This window comes from Winogradskyella endarachnes, assembly GCF_009741275.1.
GTDB classification, from domain to species: Bacteria; Bacteroidota; Bacteroidia; order Flavobacteriales; family Flavobacteriaceae; genus Winogradskyella; species Winogradskyella endarachnes.
The window spans coordinates 500,911-518,890 of sequence record NZ_WOWS01000003.1; the positions used below are offsets into that span (position 1 = coordinate 500,911).

Below are 17,980 nucleotides of genomic sequence, written 5' to 3' on the forward strand. Positions count from 1 at the left end.
TATTTAATGTGAAAATTTAGATGTTAATTTCAGCATTTTTTCACTCAGTGAATTTAACCAATACAACTGTTCCCAAACCAAGTGAGCTTCTTTATGTGTACGCTCGTTGTTTGTTTGTAAAATGCTATCGCTAGTAATTAAATTTTTTGGAAATTCATAAGCTTCAAGTTTAAAGATAGGCTTGTTAATTTCAGAATCTTTAAAATTAATAGCTTTTAACATGGTGTAAGTTTGGTCTAAATTCTCAATAATTCGCTCAGAAATTGAGATAAAATCTTCAGATGCTTTAGACGTTTGGTTGTTTTGAACATAAGTACTCAACGAGGCTAAAGACGTTAAACAACTGTGATTGATGACTACTAATTCATATATATCGTCTAAATGATTTTGTTTAGATTCGGGTTCTTGCGCCATACGTTGAAAAGCAGAACTTAAATTAGACATCTGCAAATAGGCTTCTTTTCTGTTCACTTTTAAGCTGGTAGGAACTGGCCCTTTGTTTTGATAGAAATTACGAATAGATTTAAAAAACGCAGTATTAGCTTCTAAGCTGTTTTTTATGTTTTCACTAATTTCTGTTATGGACCAAGCTGGCCACAACCAGCGCATAGTTGAGTAAGAAATTATGGCACCTATTAATGTGTCTAAGACTCTAAATTGAATAACCTTAAAAATATTAGGTTCTAAAATAGCATAGATTAAAATAATACTTAGGGTAATAAATGTTGCTGATGCCTTGTAGTTTTTTTGAACCATAGAAAAGGCAACAACTAAAGAAATTATGCCAAATGCACCAAAAATATATGGATTGTTAATTACAAATACTAAACCTGTTGCTAAGACTGCGCCTATCAATGTACCAATCATTCGGTCTTTTGATCTTGTTTTGGTTAGTCCGTAACTAGGTCGCATTATTATAATTATAGTAAGGATTATCCAATATGGATTTTGAAAATCGAAAAGTAAACCAATAGCATAACCAAACATTACGGCCACAGATAATCTTAAGGCATGTTTAAATATGGTAGATCTAAAACTGAAATTTCTTATAATTAATTTAGGATTGTAGTCTCGTATTTCTATAAATCTTTTAAGCTTATTGTTATCTTGATAATCTTCTGAACTTAATTCGGGATTTCCTAAAAGCCATTTTATTTTTTTTAGCTTTTCAAATTGTTTCTTTTGATAATCTAAGAAATTTTGAAGCATTAAATAACGTTCGTAGTCTTTAAAACTAGATTCATTTTTAAAACGAAGAATTTCATTTTGAAGACCATTAAAAGCTTTAGATAAAAGTTTATTAGAAGAAAATTTATGAGTGTGTTTTAGGTTTTTGGCAATTGTTCTTAATTGCAAAGAGAGTTCTGAAATGAGATTCTGAAATTTCGTTTTAATTTTAGGATGTGTTTCAAAAAACTCATCCATTTTATCATAGTTTACTGGGTTAGCGTTTGCCGTTTCTAGGATTTCAACTAATTGGCTAAAAACCATTAACCTTCTATTTTTGTAATTAGATTTACCAGAACTTCTTCTAGATAGTAAAAGTATTTCTCTTAAGGTAACGTGCTGCTCTGCTAGTTCACTTTGTAAATTAATTAAAGACGATTGTAAACGCCCTCTATTGAGTTTATCTCCAATAATTTGTTTTCTAGTATCTATAAAATCAGCGGTTTGTAAAATAGTTTTTATTATGGCTTCTTCTGTTTGTGCTTTTGGGTTTATATAAAACCATAAGGTAGATAGACATAAATACCATATGCCACCTAGCCCAATTAATAGAGCATGTTCAAGGTTGGTTAACGTTTGTGTAGTATGTGCAAAACTGAGTACTAACGCTAGTAAACCAGAAAAACTAATTAAAGACGCTCTAAAACCATATACTGATATAAAGGAAATGCTAAAGGTTAAAAGTCCTAAAATAGGAAATAAAAAGAAACCTAAATTTTTGAGATAGCCTCCTATAAAACTAACAATAACAACGAGTAATGAAGCATATAAAATACCAACTTGTTTGTGTTTAAGTCTTCCGCTTACATCACTTGGTGAACACCAAATAGCGCCAAAACAAAGCGCAAGACCAATTTCTAAATGGTCAGTAATAATGCCAATTATAATTGGAGTTGTTACAGCAAAACTAACCAGTATGGCTTTAGAAAAGCTTGTGCTTTTGAAGAATTCTAATAATTCTTTAATATGCTTTGTTGCAAATTTTAAAATGCGTGTTAAGATTTAAAAGTTCAACACAAAGATACAACTAGAAAAATGAGACTGAGCGATATAGCTCTTTTAAATTTAGTATTTGGCTTTTAGAAATTATTAGAAAAGAAACGTAAATTAATTTTAACTATGTCATCATCCTAGTGAGTTGAAAAAACTTTTGATAATTTTCAGGAATAGAATTAATGTCTAATAAACAGCCTTCCTCTATTGGAGGGTAAATATCATGATACGTCTGTACATCATAAAGGCCAACCCTTTTACTTATATGGTCTCTTGTTAATTCACTAGGGCTATTAAGACCGGCTGCAGCAACAAGTTCTAAAAAGCTTTGTATTGTAGCTTCATGATATCGTTTTGCTCTTGGTGCTTTGTCTTCTACAACTAAACCTTTAACTAATGATGCGTTTTGAGTTGCCACACCAACAGGGCAAGTATTGGTATTACATTGTAGGGCTTGTATACAACCAATAGACAGCATCATGGCGCGTGCGCTGTTACAGCCATCTGCACCTAAAGCTATGGCTCTTGCCATATGAAAACCAGTAATTATTTTACCAGCAACAATAACTTTTATGTCTTTTCTTAAATTAAAACCAACTAGTGTGTCGTGTACAAAAATTAAGCCTTCGCGTAATGGCATTCCCATGGAGTTTGAAAACTCAACAGGTGCAGCACCTGTACCACCTTCTCCACCATCTACGGTAATAAAATCTGGAAGTATACCTGTTGCTAGCATAGCTTCACAGAAATCCATAAACTCTTGCTTTCTGCCTAAGCACAGTTTAAACCCAATTGGCTTACCATCTGAAAGGTCTCTAAGTTTTTTAATAAAGTGCATAAATTCTATAGGATTAGAAAATGCCGAATGAGAAGGAGGAGAATGCACAGCAATGCCAGGTTTTACATGCCTTATTTTTGCAATTTCTTCAGTGTTTTTAGATGCTGGTAAAATTCCTCCATGACCAGGTTTTGCTCCTTGAGATAATTTTATTTCAATCATCTTAACTTCTGGTCTTAACGCATTTTCTCTAAAAGTAACATCGTTAAATGTACCATCTTCTTTTCTGCAACCAAAATAACCAGTACCAACTTGCCATATTAAATCACCACCATGCTCTAGGTGATAATGACTAATACCTCCTTCACCTGTATTGTGCGCAAAATTACCGTCTTTAGCACCTTTGTTTAACGCTAATACTGCATTTTTACTTAGCGATCCAAAACTCATAGCTGAAATATTTAATAAGCTAGAAGAATAGGGCTGTTTACAGTCTTTACCACCTATTATTAAACGCGGAAATTCACCTATGTCTTTAGGATTGTTTTTTGCATACATTGAATGTTCTAACCATTCGTAGCCAGAATGATAAAGGTCCATTTGTGTACCAAAGGGTTCAGTATCGTTTTCGCCTTTAGCTCTTCTGTAAATTAAAGATCTTAAAATTCTATTTAAAGGTCTTCCTTGAGTGTCAGTTTCAACGAAGTATTGCATTATTTCTGGTCGTACGGATTCTAGCATGTATCTAAATCGTCCTAATAGTGGGTAGTTACGTCTTATGGTATGCGATTTTTGAAAAATATCAAAAAGGCCCATGATTACTAACGGACCAACTAATAAAAAAGCCCATAATATAGGTTGCCAAAAAACAGAAATACCAATAATTGCCAAAACAATGATTATAGATATTATTATAAACTGTTCACGTACTTTCATAATAACTAAAGATTTAATTCTGGGGTAAAAGTAATCAATATGATTTAATGAATCTAAAAATTGTTGTTATGAGGATTGGTTAATGAAATAGGTTGAAAACAAAATGGAATCTATTGAGTGACGGCACAATACATAATTTGTTTAGGCTTAAAATAATTTGAAGATTAAATGTAGGGTGATTCATATTTTAAATATATTTCAAAACGTTTCTAATTTATGCAGTACATACTGTGTATGGCAAATCTTAAAAGGTAATTATAGTATGATATTAAAAACAGAGGAAGAAGTTAGAGAATTTGAAGTACTAACCTATTTTATTGTTCCGAGTATAGTTGTTTTAATACTGCTATTTATTTTTTATAGATTATTTAAACTGGTTCAAATAAAATATGCAGATAAGTATAGTAAGCCAATATTTAATCATGTTTATTTATTAAAAAAAGAATTGGCTCCAAATCATCGTTTAATTTTACAACAGGAACATTCATTTTATAATAAATTATCTAAAAAGAATCAGGTTTATTTTGAACATAGAGTAAATGTATTTATTAATAATAAGGAGTTTATTGGTAAACAAGAATTGATAGTAACCGAGTATATGAAAGTTTTAATTGCAGCTACCGCTACAATGCTGACTTTTGGATTTAAAAAATACACGCTAGATTTAATTAATAAAGTTATAATTTATCCTGAATCTTATTACTCTCAAATAAACGATACTTATCATAAAGGTGAAACAAATCCAAAATTAAAGACTATTGTTTTTTCTTGGAAAGACTTTTTACATGGCTATAAAATAGGAAATGATAATCTTAATCTTGGGATTCATGAGTTTGGCCATGCCATACACTTAAATGCAACTTCAAGTAATGATATTAGTAGTTATATTTTTAACAGAGGTTTTAAAAATTTAATATCGTATTTGCAAAATAATGAAGAAGTAAGAAAAGAGTTAATCGCATCAAAATATTTTAGAGCGTACGCTTTTACTAATCATTTTGAATTCTTCGCGGTTCTACTAGAGAATTTTGTTGAGACACCAGAAAACTTCAAATTTCAGTTTCCGCAATTATATAAGTATATGCAAGATATGCTTAATTTTAAGTTTGCTGGTTATTAATTTTTGATTTCAATTTTAGACAAAAAAAAGCGGCAATTGCCGCTTTTTAATTTAATTGTATTGCTAAGAAATTATTCTTTTGTAACTCTTAAGGTTTGAGTTTTATCTCCAGAAGTTACTTTAACTAAATAAAGTCCTTTTGATAACCCAGACATATCAATTGTTGAATTTGATATTTCGTTCTTAGTAAAGCTAGCTACATTTTGACCTAATAAATTAAATACAGTAACGTTATCTAATTCTTGAGAAGAATTGATGTTTAAAATTCCAGATGTTGGGTTAGGGTATGCGCTAAAAGTCTCAATAGAATCTAAGTTGTCGTCAAGACCTAATGTAGAATCTGTTGTAAAACTCCATACCGTTGTACCAGTAGTTGTTCCGAAACAATTTATTACATCAATGCTCCAGTAATAAGTTGTGCTAACTGCAAGACCAGTAATAAATACACCTGGCTCAACACCAGTTAATGCTTGTGTTGGAGGATTAGCAGTTCCAATATTTAATGTGTAACTATCATCAGGATTGGTGCTACCTGTCCAATTAAAAGTTACACCACCATCTGGAGCTTGAACAGCAACAGCAGTTGCCGCATCAGCAGGTGTAGGTGAGGATGCTTGTATACCAGGAGCAGCCGTTTCTGTACAAGCACCTGTCGTAAAGCTCCAAACAGGACTTTGCGTAGTTCCGTAGCAATTTACAGATTCAACATACCAGTAGTACGTAGTGTTTTCTGCCCAAGAATAAATAATACCATTCCCATTAGTAGCACCAGTCACTGTCCCAATATCGTTACCAGCTGTTGTTACGCCTAAAGATAAATTGGTGCTTTCTATAGATCCACCTAATGTGCCATCAGTCCACGAGAATGGTGAGATTAATAAATTATCTGGATCAGAATAATCAATTGCTATATCTGTGGCCCCATTTATAGGCTCAACATTACTTGCAGCACTAGGTGCGGCAGTTTCGTTACAAGAACACGTGGTGCACTGAATAGTGGTTAAGGTGGCACCAGAATTTTGAGTTGCACAAGTTGCATCTAGGTGCCAATAAATAGTTAATCCAGTTACACCTGCTGGTGCAGTAAAAGAAACTGTTGTGTCTCCATGTACTATAATAGAACCATCTGCAGTATTGGTTACAGTTATATAAATGGTTTGAGACCCTGTTACGGTATAACTAGAACCTGGTAACACACCTTCTATAAGAGAATATTCGGCATTAGGCCAGTTATTACTAGCGATTGTTTCTGCTCCACCAGAATTTGTTAAAGTAATAGTACTAGATGGCCATTGTCCACCTGTCGCTGTAGTACACTGACCAAAAGAATACGTGGCAAATGCTATACAGAAAATAAATAGTAAAGTAATTTTTTTCATGTGTTATGTTTTAGGATTATCGCCTAAAGTTACAAATATTTTTCAGCCAAAAATGTTAAAGTTACATTATTCAATTTTTCGTAATAAAGAACAGTCATTATTTGTAGTTTTGTGAATTAAGTCATCATTTATAGATAAATGAAAATTACCGAACAAATAAAACAACCTATCGCTTATGAGATGGAGCTCTTTGAACAAAAGTTTCAGCTCTCTATGGCTAGTAAGGTTGCACTACTTAATAGAATTACCCATTATATTGTAAACAGAAAAGGAAAACAAATGCGACCTATGTTTGTGTTTCTTGTCGCAAAAATGATGAATAATGGTGAGGTAAGTGAACGTACTTATAGAGGTGCTTCGGTTATAGAGTTAATACATACAGCAACACTAGTACATGATGATGTTGTAGATGATAGTAACCGCAGACGAGGTTTCTTCTCTATTAATGCTCTTTGGAAAAATAAAATTGCGGTTTTAATAGGTGATTTTTTATTATCAAAAGGATTATTACTCTCTATAGATAATAATGATTTCGATTTGCTTAAAATTATTTCAGTTGCGGTAAGAGAAATGAGTGAGGGCGAATTACTTCAAATTGAAAAAGCCAGACAACTAGATATTACAGAAGATGTGTATTACGAAATTATAAGGCAAAAAACAGCAACACTTATTGCTGCTTGTTGCAGTTTGGGCGCAGCCTCTGTAAAACCAAATTCACCAGCAGTAGAAGAAATGCGCAAGTTTGGTGAGCTTATTGGTATGGCTTTTCAAATAAAGGACGATTTATTTGATTATGGCCAAGAGGCTATTGGTAAACCTACAGGTATTGATATTAAGGAGCAGAAAATGACACTGCCATTAATCTATGCTTTAAATAACTGCTCTAAGAAAGAAAAGTCTTGGCTTATAAATTCGGTAAAGAATCATAATAAAGATAAAAAACGAGTAAAAGAGGTGATTACCTTTGTGAAAGACAAAGGCGGACTAGATTATGCCGTGTCTAAGATGAAAATATTTCAAGAAGAAGCCTTAACGCTTTTGGCAACATACCCAGATTCGCCTTATAAAGCCTCTCTTAAATTAATGGTAGATTACGTTATAGATAGGAAGAAATAAAACATCTTATTTTTCAGTTGTAAAATACATAATCTTAAAAAATAATAATCAATACCATTAGATTTTAAATACACTGTAAAATTTTGCGCTGTATTTATGATAATGGTGTTTTTTGTTATAAAGCAACTAGGTAAATATGGTTGTGTGACATATAGTTATGCAGGTTTGTAGTGTCGTTTACTATAGGTATTTTAGGATATTTTAAAATAATGTTGGCTAAAGACACTTCAGAAAACGAAGCTGTTAGCACTAAGAAAAGGTTTAACTATAAGAACCGATTAAACAGAAAATGCTAAGAATTTTAATACTTAAATAAGATTGTTCTTAATTTATTTTAAAAATTATTAAATTTAAAATACTGAAAATCAATTGATTAAAATTTATTTTGATTATTTTTTAATTCCCAAGCAACCCTAACTTCTAAAATTACGTCTTTATAGATAGAAAGCCTTTTGAGCGTTATTAGATTTTAAGCCAAACCATGAAAGTTATACAACTTCATAAAAACGAAACAAAATTAATACAGAGAGCCGCGAAACAAAATCGTGAAGCACAACACGTGTTGTATGAGTTGCATGCACCAAAAATGTTAAGTGTTTGCAGATACTATATTAAGGATGTTCATCAGGCAGAAGAAGTAATGTTAAATGGTTTTTTTAAAGTTTTTAAATATTTAAAATCATTTAAACATGAAGGTAGTTTTGAAGGTTGGATAAGACGTATTATGGTAAGGGAAGCCATTTCTTATTTAAGGCAACAAAAGAAATTAGAGTTTGCTGTAGAAGATGATTATTTAGAACACGATTCTTCAAATAACATCAATTCTAATATAGAAGTGACAGAAATACAATTACTAATAGATAGTTTACCAGAAGGTTATAAAATGGTATTTGTAATGTACGCAATAGAAGGTTACAAGCACCAAGAGATTGCAGAATTATTAAAAATTTCTGAAGGCACATCAAAGTCGCAATTATTTAAAGCACGACAAATGCTTCAGAAAAAAATTAAAGAATTAAATAACAACAGTTATGGCTCCAATTAAATTTGAAGAAAATATAAAAGACAAGTTAGAAAAGCGAACCTTGTCACCGTCACCAGACACTTGGTCAAAATTATCAGACCGATTAGATGAGGACCAAAAAAAATCTAAAAAACCAATGTTTTGGTATTTAAGTATAGCAGCAGGTTTATTGTTAATGATGGCAATATCCATTCAGTTTTTTAACAAAAATAATTCTGAAGAAATACTACCTCAAATAGTTAATGAGGATATTATTAAAGAGGAATTAGATAAAGAAAAAATTAAAACTCAAGAAAAAGAACCTGTTAAGTTAGTAAACGAAGAAGTTCAGTTTAAAGAACAAGAAGAAATTTTACCAGTTATTAAAGAAACGAAAAACAAAAATTTAACAAAAGGCGTTGTTAAAACGGTTAAAACAAAAACACAACTTGCAGAGGTTAATACCACAAATAAGGCAGACAATTTAAACACTAAAAACGAAATGTCGCCTAATGAGTTACAACCAGAATTAGATAAGGATATGATTAAAACTGCAGTTGCAGATGCTATGAAATCTTTAAAATCTGAAAATATTTCTGTGTCAGATAGAGAAATAGATTCTTTATTAAAAGTAGCAAGTAAAGAACTGTTTAAAGACAAATTAAACCAAGAGTCTTCAACTATGGTAGATGCTGAACAGTTACTAGAAAGTGTTGAGGACGAAATGGGACAATCTTTTAGAACCAAAGTATTTGAAGCACTAAAAGGGAGTTATGAAACTGTAAAAACCGCTGTTGCACATCGAAATAATTAAATCAATACAACTAAAGAAGAATATCATCAAATCAAAATCATCAATAATCAAAAAACGAACAGTCATGAGTACAATTACAAAACTATTAGTGAGCTTTATTTTAGTTCTTACTATGTCTAATTTACAAGCACAAACGCAAAAAATAGATTCTATTCAGAAAGAAAAAATAGATTCTAAAATTAGTAAACTTCAAGAAGAAAAAGGAAAAATTGAAGAGAGTGAAAAGTCAATTTTAAAATTGAAAATTCAAAACATAAACGACAGGTTAGACGCTGATGAGATTACCGCTGCCGAAGCTGAAAATTTAAAGAAAGAAGCAGCAAAAATAGCTGCTTTAAATATAGAAAACAGAACACTTATTATAGATAAACAAATAGAATTAATACAGCGAAATGCCTATTCTTCTGATAATTATTTAAAAGATGAAGATACTAATTTTGTATTTAGAATTGGAGGAGATTCTGATGAGAGTGATAAGTTTATATACATCGGAGATTCTTCAAAAGATAAACCAAGAAAATATGATTTAAGAACTTCCTCTGATGTTGTATTTGCCTTTGGCTTTAACAATGCCTTAATTGATGGGCAAGACTTAGAAGATTCACCTTATAAATTAGGAGGTTCTGGATTTATAGAATTGGGTTACGCCTGGAAAACAAGAATCTTTGAAAACACTAACTTTTGGAGATTAAAATATGGATTTTCATTTCAATGGAATAAGTTAAAACTTAAAGATAATAATTACCTAGTTAATACAGATGGTGAAATATTATTAGAAGAATATCCTATAGATGCTAATAAAATTAAATTTAGAACAACCAATTTAGTTTTTCCGATGCATATAGAATTTGGGCCATCTAAAAAGATAGAAAAGGAAGAATACTTTAGATATTCTACAGTTAAAAAACTAAAAATAGGTTTAGGTGGTTACGCAGGATTAAATATTGGTAGTATGCAAAAAATTAAATATAAAGAAGATGGAGAGCGCGAAAAAGATAAACAACATAATCAATTTGAAGTTAGTGATTTTGTTTATGGTTTAAGTGGTTATGTGGCACTTGGTGAGGTTGCTTTATATGTAAAATATGATTTAAATCCTTTGTTTAAAAATCAAACAATAGAACAAAATAACATATCAGTAGGACTTAGATTTGATATGGACTAAGAGAAACTCATCAATCAATCAATCAATCAATCAATTTTAAAAGCCTAAATGCAATAATGTATTTAGGCTTTTATCTTTTTAATTATAATGAAGAAATTTAATTGTTCTCATTAAAAGCATCTTCGTATTCTATATCGTTGTCAACCGTACCTTTAAAGGCTTTAATCCAGGCATTTTCAAATATATTTATAATACTAGGAAAAACACCTGCTTCAACATTATTAAGGTCACCTTCAATAGGTACTTTTGTTGCTAAAGTATCCGTACGTTGATTTTTTAAAATAAATTTAAAGAAACCAACAAAACCTTCCCATAGTACACTTAAAAAACTATCTTCTTTGCTTATTAGTTTAGAGTCTGTAATTAATGGTTTCATATACCCTTTTATATAACCATCTGCAATGGCTATTTCACTGAATAATTCAAAAGTTCCAGATTCAAAATCAATACCAGCATAATGTTGTGTAAAAGGGTTTAGAGAGGTAACATCGGCTTTCTCAAGTCCAAATTCAATATTAAGATCAGGTATTGCTTTAATTAAGTTAATGTTGCCATTTAATGTCATGTTTCCATTTCCAATAGAGTTTGCGCTTGCGTGTATAGGAGAAGGCAATATTCTGTCGTTCGAAGATACGTTTCTTAGGTTTTTAGCAAATAACTCTAACTGGTTAAAGTGCAAATCAATGTTTGGGTTGGCTTGCAGTTCTACAAATGCAATTTTTCCGTTATGTATTTCAAAATTATTAATGTCTATTGGGACTAAATCGGTTAAAGCAGTGGTCCAATCATCAGTATCTGGATTTGCACCTTCCGTTTGTTGGTCTTCCATAACATAAATAATCTCAGGATCAGTCATAATAATTTCACTTACTATTTCGCCTTTTAAAATTGATTTCCATTCTATTGAAATATCAGTTTTAGGAAAATTTAAAAAAGGTACCTGCGTTTTGGCGTTTACTTTGTTTAAGTATAAATTGTTAATAACATAAGCGCCACGAAATAATGAAATGTCTATATCTTCAACATTTCCAAAATAACCAGGAAGATTAGCTAAGACTTTATTAACTTCAGATTTCACATAATAAGGTAAATATATTCTTAAGCTAATGAGAATTACAATAATAATTATTGGTATTGTGTACCGCTTTTTCTTGTATATTTTGCTCGTTTTAGGTTTGGCGGCTACATTACTTTTAGTATCTGTAAAATTATCGTCCATGTTGTAAATTTAACAAATCAGGTTTAATTAGATTAGTCAATTATTTATTGTTTAACATATGTAATGCTGATTTATTAATTACCGAAATATCTTCTTAAATTTACAGACTATTTAAATTTCAAAATATTGATTTCTCAAAGTTCCATAGCACAAGTATTTGAAACTGCTCGCGTAGAGGAGGTAATTGGTGATTTTGTTCAATTAAAAAAGTCAGGAAGTAGTTTTAAAGGTTTAAGCCCTTTTAGTGACGAGCGCTCGCCTAGTTTTATGGTTTCTCCTGTAAAACAAATATGGAAAGATTTTTCAAGTGGAAAAGGTGGCAATGCTGTGACTTTTTTAATGGAACATGAGCATTTTACGTATCCAGAAGCTATAAAGTATTTAGCAAAAAAATATAATATTGAAATAGAGGAGACTGAGAGAACAGATGAAGAAAAAGCAAAGCAAAATGTAAGAGAAAGTCTGTATTTAGTAAGTGAGTATGCTAATACTTATTTTCAAAATGTATTGCATAACACCGATCAAGGTAAAGCTATAGGTCTCAGTTACTTTAAAGAGCGCGGTTTCACAGAAGAAACTATTAAGAAATTTCAGTTAGGTTATTCTTTAGATGAGTGGCAAGCGTTTTCAGACGAGGCATTAAGTAAGGGTTATAAATTAGAGTTTTTAGCTGCTACAGGTCTTACTATTGTAAAAGGCGAGAAGCACTTTGATAGATTTAAAGGTAGAGTAATGTTTCCTATTCATAGCATGAGTGGGCGCATTCTAGGTTATGGCGGACGAATTTTAACAAATGATAAAAAAGCAGCTAAATATTTAAACTCACCAGAAAGTGAAATTTACCATAAGAGTAAAGTACTATATGGTTTATACCACGCTAAACAGAGTATTGCAAAAGAAGATAATTGTTATTTGGTAGAAGGATACACAGATGTCATTCAGTTTTATCAAACTGGAATTAAAAATGTGGTTTCATCTTCTGGTACAGCTTTGTCTGCAGATCAAATACGATTAATAAATAGACTTACAAATAATATTACGGTACTTTTTGATGGTGATGCAGCAGGTATAAGAGCCTCTATACGTGGTATCGATTTAATACTAGAACAAGGCGTAAATGTAAAGGTCTGTACGTTTCCAGATGGCGAAGATCCAGATAGTTTTTCAAAATCTAATACATTAGAAGAGTTAACCGAATATTTAAAAGAAAATGCAAAAGATTTTATTCAGTTTAAAGCATCTCTATTGGTTAAAGAAGCTAATAATGATCCTATAAAAAAAGCAGAGACCATTAGAGATATTGTAAATAGTATAGCAAAAATACCTGATCAAATAAAACGAGAAGTTTACATCCAAGAGTGTGCACGCATTATGGATATTAGCGAAAATGTTTTGTTTAGTACGCTCGCGCAGATTAATAAAAAAGAAAATGCAGAAGCTAATAAAACATATGAGCAAGACCAAAAGGCTTTTCAGGTTGTGAAAAATGAACCAAAAACTAATAGCAAAGTTGATGTTCAGTTTGAATTAGAACGAAAAATTATTGAGATTTTAATGCTTTATGGAGACAGAACGGAGCAGTTTGAAGATTTAATGTTAAAAGAAGATGAGGTTACTAAAGAGTTAGTGTTAGAACAAGTGCAACAAGAAGCTAGAGTTTTTGAAAAAATATATTTAGACCTACAAGAAGACGAAATGCAGTTTTCTAATCCGCAATTTAAAGCGCTCTATTATTCTTTAATTGATAAACTAAATCAAGATGAAAACTTTTCAACTAAAAATTTTGTTAATCAATTAGATCAAGATTCTGCAAATACAATAACTACTATCTTAATGGAGGATGAACGTTATAGTTTGCATGATTGGCAACGTAATATGATTGTACCTAAAGAAAAGAAAGATTCTGTAGCGCAATTAGTGAGTCAGACTATACTTAGTTTACGTTGTCATTTAATAGATTTAAAAGTAGCAGAATATAAAAATGAAACTTTAAATGAAAATGCAGATTTACGTACTATTATTTCAGATGTAAAAGATTATTTAGGTCTTAAGATGTTACTATCTAGAAAACTTGGAAAGGTGGTAGGTTAAACTTTAAATAGTTTTATAAAATAAAAAAGCCATATATTTTATATGGCTTTTTGTATAAAGAAAGAATTTATCTTATGCTAAATTATGATGTTTCGCTTGGTGAATTAAATCTACAATATTATTCACGCTTAGTTTTTTAAATAAGCGTGCTTTGTACGTGCTTACTGTTTTTTCATTTATATCTAATTCTTGTGCAATTTCTTTATTTTTTCTTCCAATGGAGAGTAGTTTAAGTACTTCAACTTCTCTAGTAGATAATTTTTTAAACATTCTACTTCTGCTTTTTCGTGTATCTTCATAGCGCAAATGTTTGTCCATTTTATCGCTTAAAGAAGTCTCACCAGCATGTATAAGTCTTACAGCTTTTTCTATTTCTTCAACACTAGCTGTTTTGTTTAAATAACCAGATGCACCAGCTTTTAATGTGCTAATAGCATAAATTTCTTCAGGCTGATGGCTAAACATTAAAACATTAACAGATTTGTATTCTTTTTTAATAGCTCTTAGTGCTGTAATACCATTTAATTCGGGAAGATCAATTTCAGATATTATAACATCGACATTATTACGTCTTACAAACTCAAATATTTCAATACCACTTTCTAAACTTCCTATAACTTTTAGGTCTGGTTTACTATTAAGAAACAGCTCTAGTCCCTTGCGTACTATGGGATGACTATCAACAAGTAAAATATGTATCATTACAATTGTATTTAATTTTTGTTAGGAATTTGTTTTGTCTTAATGAGCTATTATCAATACAATGTGTGGGGCTTGCTAGTCAAAAATAGTTAAAAAATGATAATTTTCACTATTTAATTACCTTAAACGCAATTTTTATTTTAAATTTTTAGGGATTTCGCAAACAGGAATGGCTATCATTTTATGTTTGTTTGAGGTATTATACCTTGTAAAAATTTTAAACACTTCATGTTGTCTTCCTTCAAAATCCTCAGCACTTTTGCCTTCATCTTTCATTTGCATTGCCCATTCTAATTCTGGGTAAGAAGCACCGATTTGGTCTTCGTCACTACGTGCGTCACCAAACAATCCATCACTTGGTGCAGCTTTCATAATTGAATCTGGTACTTTTAAATAATCTCCAATTTTGTAGACTTCAGACTTTAATAAATCTGCAATTGGACTTAAGTCTACGCCACCATCACCATACTTAGTGTAAAAACCAACACCAAAATCTTCCACTTTATTTCCTGTACCTGCAACTAAAAGCCCTAAAAGGCCAGCGTGGTAGTAAAGCGTAGTCATACGTAAACGAGCTCTTGTATTTGCTAATGCCATATTTACTGTAGTATCTTTACCCTCTAAACTTACTTCAGTTTTAAATTCTTCAAAAACAGGTGTTAAATCTACACGTGTATCTTTAACGTTTGCATAGCGCTGTTTTAATTGTGCAATATGTTCTTGGGCTCTGGTGACATGACTTGCGGCTTGATGAATTGGCATTTCAATACAAAGGACGTCTAAGCCTGTTTCTGCACATAGTGTTGAGGTTACGGCAGAATCTATTCCGCCAGATACACCAACAACAAATCCTTTAACGCCTGCTTTTGTAGCATAGTCCTTTAACCAATTTACAATATGATTTACAATATTTTCTGTTTGCATAATTTTTCAGTTTTTAATTCAAAGAAGTGTACCTTTGTACAACAAAAATAAAGCAAACGTGTTAGGATTAAAAATGTTTTGTAAAATGCAGATAAGATTTTATGTAATAATACTAGGATTGTTACTTTTTTCTTGTGAAAAGGAATCAAAGGTTGAAAAAGAAATCGCTCAAATAGAGGTTAATTTTGATGTAGAACGTTTTGATAAAGCGTTTGCAGAGGCAAAACCAGAAGATTTAGGTCAATTAAAAGGTGCTTATCCATTTTTCTTTTCAACAAATTCTGATACTTATTGGGTTGAAAAAATGAACGATAGTCTACAAAAAGTATTGCTGCATGAAGTTCAACTAGAGTTTACTGATTTTAAAGGTATAAAAGAGGAATTTAAAAGTTTATTTCAGCATCTTAAGTTTTATGATAAAGCATTCAAGATACCAAGAGTAATAACATTAACGAACGATGTTGATTATAGAAATAAAACATTTGTAAACGATTCTATAGTACTTGTGGCATTAGATAATTATTTAGGGGCTGATCATGAGTTTTATCAAAATATACCTATGTATATAGCTTCAAATATGGAGAAAAATCAAATTATTTCTGATGTTACTGGTAAATACGCGTCTAAATATATGTTTCAAACTAAACGAAGTACGTTCTTAGACGAAATGATTTATTTTGGAAAACTGCTTTATTTCAAAGATGTTATAATTCCTTTTAAAACTGACGCGGAAAAAATCGGATATTCTGATATGCAATTAAAATGGGCAGAAGTTAATGAAAGTCAGATATGGAGTCATTTTATAGAAAAAGAAATGTTATATAGTACTGATGCTAAATTGGCAAGTCGTTTTATTGCAGATGCCCCATTTAGTAAGTTTGGGTTAGAATTAGATAATGATTCGCCTGGACGTTTAGGGCAATATATAGGTTGGCAGATAGTTAAGGCATATGCAGAGAATACAGAAGCTAGTATTTTAAATATTATGCAAACCGAACCTGAAGAAATTTTTACCAAAGCAAAATTTAAACCCAAAAAGTAATGTCTAAAGTTATAAAATCTAAAATTGTATTAAACGTTGAACTTGATGAAAACCGTGTGCCAGAAAAATTAAATTGGTCGGCACAAGATGGAGGAGTAAGTAACGAAGAGGCTAAAGCCATTATGTTATCGGTTTGGGATAGTAAGGCTCAAGAAACTTTAAAAATAGATTTATGGACAAAAGATATGCCTGTAGACGAAATGAAATTATTTTTTCATCAAACATTAGTTACAATGAGTGATACCTTTTTAAGAGCAACGCAAGACGAAAAAATGACGGCTACTATGAAAGATTTCTGTGATTATTTTGCGGAGAAATTAGAGCTTAAAAAGACTTGATTTATATGTTGTTAGGATTATTAACCATAGCGTAATACGGTTCTATATTAAAACTCTCAGAAGGTATTGAGGTAAAATTATCCTTATTCATTTTTTTGTGCTTAACAAATTTAGTTGGGTCGTAAACGGTCCAAATAATAAGTTCGTTTAAGCGACCAGCTTTAGTCTTTTTGTCAATTTCTATTTTTCTAATCATGTAATCTACGGTGTCTTGATCACCTAGTTTTAGTACTTTTTGAGAATTTTGACCATTGTTAATTCTGTACTCTACCCAATATTTACTTACAATTCTGTTAGCTCTTGCGCCATCATCATCAGCTCTGGTTGATCTTCTACTAGGTTGTTCTTCAGCCTTAAATAAAGATAAACTGCTTTCTGCTGGTTTTTTTGGTTTAGTGTAGGTAACTTTTCTTGTAAGTCTTGGTTTTTTTTCAGCCTTTTTACCTGCATCGGCTAAGTCCGTGTTTTTAGTTACAATTTGAGTATTAGTTATTTCTTGTTCAGGCGCCTTAGTCTCTGCTATTATAATTTCTTCCTTAATTACAGGTGTTTCTGCCTTTGCAATAAGCTCTTGTTTGGATGTCGTTTTTGTTCCAAATAAATCAGAGGTATCTGTAACTATTGGTGCAACATCTGGTAGCTCAAATGGTTCGTTTCTTAAAAGTGTAATAACTATAAGTTTATCACTTAATAATGCTTCTACAATATATCTACCTACTGGTACGTCTGCAATAGGAATAGTTATTTCTTTGTTTCTTACTTTAACAACACGCTCAAAATCGTCATTAAAAACAACGACTTCATAGATAGTTCGTTCGCATTTCAAAATGAGACTATCTCCTGTTTTATTAAGATTGTGTTTAAGCTCTTTTGCTCTTACATTTACGTTTTGATACAACGTAGATTTCTGGCCATAAACTAAAGATGCCAAAAGTAAGAATACAAATGTGTATAGGGTTTTCATAATAAGTAGGTTTTGTTTTGGGGAAACAATGCTACAAATATGTACATTTCCTCGTTAAAATCAAAGGTATTTCCTTTATAATTAGCACTTTCTAAAAAAGGACGTGCTACATATTTAACAAGTTGATGTATATTCCGTAGCGTTTAATAGTATAAAATAAGACATTGAA

The 17,980-nt window shown here is 31.1% G+C and carries 16 protein-coding genes; 9 read left to right on the forward strand and 7 right to left on the reverse strand.

The window, feature by feature from the left end; translation table 11 throughout:
- Positions 1-3: 3 nt before the first annotated feature.
- Positions 4-2,115 (reverse strand): FUSC family protein, encoded by a 2,112-nt coding sequence (locus GN138_RS16310; RefSeq protein ID WP_317162740.1) that lies wholly within the window; start codon positions 2,113-2,115, stop codon positions 4-6.
- On the opposite strand from GN138_RS16310, the gene GN138_RS16190 reads away from it, so the two are divergent.
- Positions 2,012-2,233, forward strand: a complete 222-nt coding sequence (locus GN138_RS16190) for a hypothetical protein (RefSeq protein WP_231743062.1) — start codon at positions 2,012-2,014, stop codon at positions 2,231-2,233. The genes GN138_RS16310 and GN138_RS16190 overlap by 104 nt on opposite strands.
- 111 nt (positions 2,234-2,344) lie before the next feature.
- Here the strand turns inward: GN138_RS16190 and GN138_RS10465 are convergent, their stop codons facing one another.
- On the reverse strand, positions 2,345-3,934 hold the full coding sequence (locus GN138_RS10465) for an FMN-binding glutamate synthase family protein (RefSeq protein ID WP_157363835.1): 1,590 nt from the start codon (positions 3,932-3,934) through the stop codon (positions 2,345-2,347).
- A gap of 262 nt (positions 3,935-4,196) precedes the next feature.
- On the opposite strand from GN138_RS10465, the gene GN138_RS10470 reads away from it, so the two are divergent.
- Complete coding sequence (locus tag GN138_RS10470) at positions 4,197-5,054, forward strand: zinc-dependent peptidase (protein WP_157363837.1); 858 nt, start codon at positions 4,197-4,199, stop codon at positions 5,052-5,054.
- Positions 5,055-5,125: 71 nt separating this feature from the next.
- Here GN138_RS10470 and GN138_RS10475 read toward each other — a convergent pair whose 3' ends face one another.
- A complete protein-coding gene (locus tag GN138_RS10475; protein WP_157363839.1) occupies positions 5,126-6,433 on the reverse strand; it encodes a T9SS type A sorting domain-containing protein in 1,308 nt (435 codons plus the stop codon).
- 138 nt (positions 6,434-6,571) lie between these two features.
- Here GN138_RS10475 and GN138_RS10480 point away from each other — a divergent pair, with 138 nt between their 5' ends.
- From GN138_RS10480 to GN138_RS10495, 4 genes are all read left to right on the forward strand, one after another.
- Positions 6,572-7,549, forward strand: coding sequence for a polyprenyl synthetase family protein (locus tag GN138_RS10480; RefSeq protein ID WP_157363841.1), 978 nt, complete (start codon positions 6,572-6,574; stop codon positions 7,547-7,549).
- A gap of 481 nt (positions 7,550-8,030) precedes the next feature.
- On the forward strand, positions 8,031-8,594 hold the full coding sequence (locus GN138_RS10485; protein WP_157363843.1) for an RNA polymerase sigma factor: 564 nt from the start codon (positions 8,031-8,033) through the stop codon (positions 8,592-8,594).
- Complete coding sequence (locus tag GN138_RS10490) at positions 8,581-9,366, forward strand: hypothetical protein (RefSeq protein WP_157363846.1); 786 nt, start codon at positions 8,581-8,583, stop codon at positions 9,364-9,366. The genes GN138_RS10485 and GN138_RS10490 overlap by 14 nt, the downstream gene beginning before the upstream one ends.
- Positions 9,367-9,430: 64 nt before the next feature.
- Positions 9,431-10,531, forward strand: a complete 1,101-nt coding sequence (locus tag GN138_RS10495) for a coiled-coil domain-containing protein (protein WP_157363847.1) — start codon at positions 9,431-9,433, stop codon at positions 10,529-10,531.
- A gap of 97 nt (positions 10,532-10,628) precedes the next feature.
- Here GN138_RS10495 and GN138_RS10500 read toward each other — a convergent pair whose 3' ends face one another.
- Complete coding sequence (locus GN138_RS10500) at positions 10,629-11,750, reverse strand: DUF748 domain-containing protein (protein WP_157363849.1); 1,122 nt, start codon at positions 11,748-11,750, stop codon at positions 10,629-10,631.
- A gap of 126 nt (positions 11,751-11,876) precedes the next feature.
- On the opposite strand from GN138_RS10500, the gene dnaG reads away from it, so the two are divergent.
- Positions 11,877-13,841, forward strand: a complete 1,965-nt coding sequence (dnaG, locus tag GN138_RS10505; RefSeq protein WP_157363851.1) for a DNA primase — start codon at positions 11,877-11,879, stop codon at positions 13,839-13,841.
- A 72-nt stretch (positions 13,842-13,913) separates the two neighbouring features.
- Here dnaG and GN138_RS10510 read toward each other — a convergent pair whose 3' ends face one another.
- A complete protein-coding gene (locus GN138_RS10510) occupies positions 13,914-14,543 on the reverse strand; it encodes a response regulator (RefSeq protein ID WP_157363853.1) in 630 nt (209 codons plus the stop codon).
- A 135-nt stretch (positions 14,544-14,678) separates the two neighbouring features.
- Positions 14,679-15,467 (reverse strand): NAD(+) synthase, encoded by a 789-nt coding sequence (nadE, locus tag GN138_RS10515; protein WP_157363855.1) that lies wholly within the window; start codon positions 15,465-15,467, stop codon positions 14,679-14,681.
- A gap of 85 nt (positions 15,468-15,552) precedes the next feature.
- Between nadE and gldB the strand changes: the two genes are divergently transcribed.
- A complete protein-coding gene (gene gldB, locus GN138_RS10520; protein WP_157363857.1) occupies positions 15,553-16,509 on the forward strand; it encodes a gliding motility lipoprotein GldB in 957 nt (318 codons plus the stop codon).
- The gene (gene gldC / locus GN138_RS10525) at positions 16,509-16,847 is read left to right on the forward strand and encodes a gliding motility protein GldC (RefSeq protein WP_157363859.1); all 339 of its coding nucleotides are present in this window, start codon (positions 16,509-16,511) and stop codon (positions 16,845-16,847) included. The genes gldB and gldC overlap by 1 nt, the downstream gene beginning before the upstream one ends.
- 1 nt (position 16,848) lies before the next feature.
- Here the strand turns inward: gldC and GN138_RS10530 are convergent, their stop codons facing one another.
- A complete protein-coding gene (locus tag GN138_RS10530) occupies positions 16,849-17,811 on the reverse strand; it encodes a hypothetical protein (RefSeq protein ID WP_157363861.1) in 963 nt (320 codons plus the stop codon).
- Positions 17,812-17,980: the final 169 nt, after the last annotated feature.

Coding starts and splice junctions, on each gene's coding strand:
- GN138_RS10465 (WP_157363835.1), bottom strand. CDS start 3,934: ATGAAAGTACGTGAACAGTTTATAATAATATCTATAATCATTGTTTTG.
- GN138_RS10470 (WP_157363837.1), top strand. CDS start 4,197: ATGATATTAAAAACAGAGGAAGAAGTTAGAGAATTTGAAGTACTAACC.
- GN138_RS10475 (WP_157363839.1), bottom strand. CDS start 6,433: ATGAAAAAAATTACTTTACTATTTATTTTCTGTATAGCATTTGCCACG.
- GN138_RS10480 (WP_157363841.1), top strand. CDS start 6,572: ATGAAAATTACCGAACAAATAAAACAACCTATCGCTTATGAGATGGAG.
- GN138_RS10485 (WP_157363843.1), top strand. CDS start 8,031: ATGAAAGTTATACAACTTCATAAAAACGAAACAAAATTAATACAGAGA.
- GN138_RS10490 (WP_157363846.1), top strand. CDS start 8,581: ATGGCTCCAATTAAATTTGAAGAAAATATAAAAGACAAGTTAGAAAAG.
- GN138_RS10495 (WP_157363847.1), top strand. CDS start 9,431: ATGAGTACAATTACAAAACTATTAGTGAGCTTTATTTTAGTTCTTACT.
- GN138_RS10500 (WP_157363849.1), bottom strand. CDS start 11,750: ATGGACGATAATTTTACAGATACTAAAAGTAATGTAGCCGCCAAACCT.
- GN138_RS10510 (WP_157363853.1), bottom strand. CDS start 14,543: ATGATACATATTTTACTTGTTGATAGTCATCCCATAGTACGCAAGGGA.
- nadE (WP_157363855.1), bottom strand. CDS start 15,467: ATGCAAACAGAAAATATTGTAAATCATATTGTAAATTGGTTAAAGGAC.
- gldB (WP_157363857.1), top strand. CDS start 15,553: ATGCAGATAAGATTTTATGTAATAATACTAGGATTGTTACTTTTTTCT.
- gldC (WP_157363859.1), top strand. CDS start 16,509: ATGTCTAAAGTTATAAAATCTAAAATTGTATTAAACGTTGAACTTGAT.
- GN138_RS10530 (WP_157363861.1), bottom strand. CDS start 17,811: ATGAAAACCCTATACACATTTGTATTCTTACTTTTGGCATCTTTAGTT.